Below are 265 nucleotides of genomic sequence, written 5' to 3'. Positions count from 1 at the left end.
GCAGCCCGCGTCCGCGAGGCGGCGGCGGGACAGGTCCCGCGCGGCGGGGGCGTCGACCAGCAGCGTGCAGCGGCCGTAGCGCTCCACGAGGCCCGCGACGAGGTCGACCTCGCCGCGGTCGAGGGCGCTGCCCGCCCCCGTTGTCACGATCCGTACCGCCATGGCGCTCCCCTCGCAGACGACTGCCCGACCGACCGGGAGGCCCCGCGCGGCCGCGCGCCACCGGCCCAGCGGCGACGGCGCGGTCCGGCATCCGGGCGCGGCG

This window comes from Candidatus Collinsella stercoripullorum (assembly GCF_027669965.1).
GTDB lineage: Bacteria > Actinomycetota > Coriobacteriia > Coriobacteriales > Coriobacteriaceae > Collinsella > Collinsella stercoripullorum.
The sequence above is the reverse complement of the archived record's forward strand: the minus strand, read 5'-3'. Positions refer to the sequence as shown.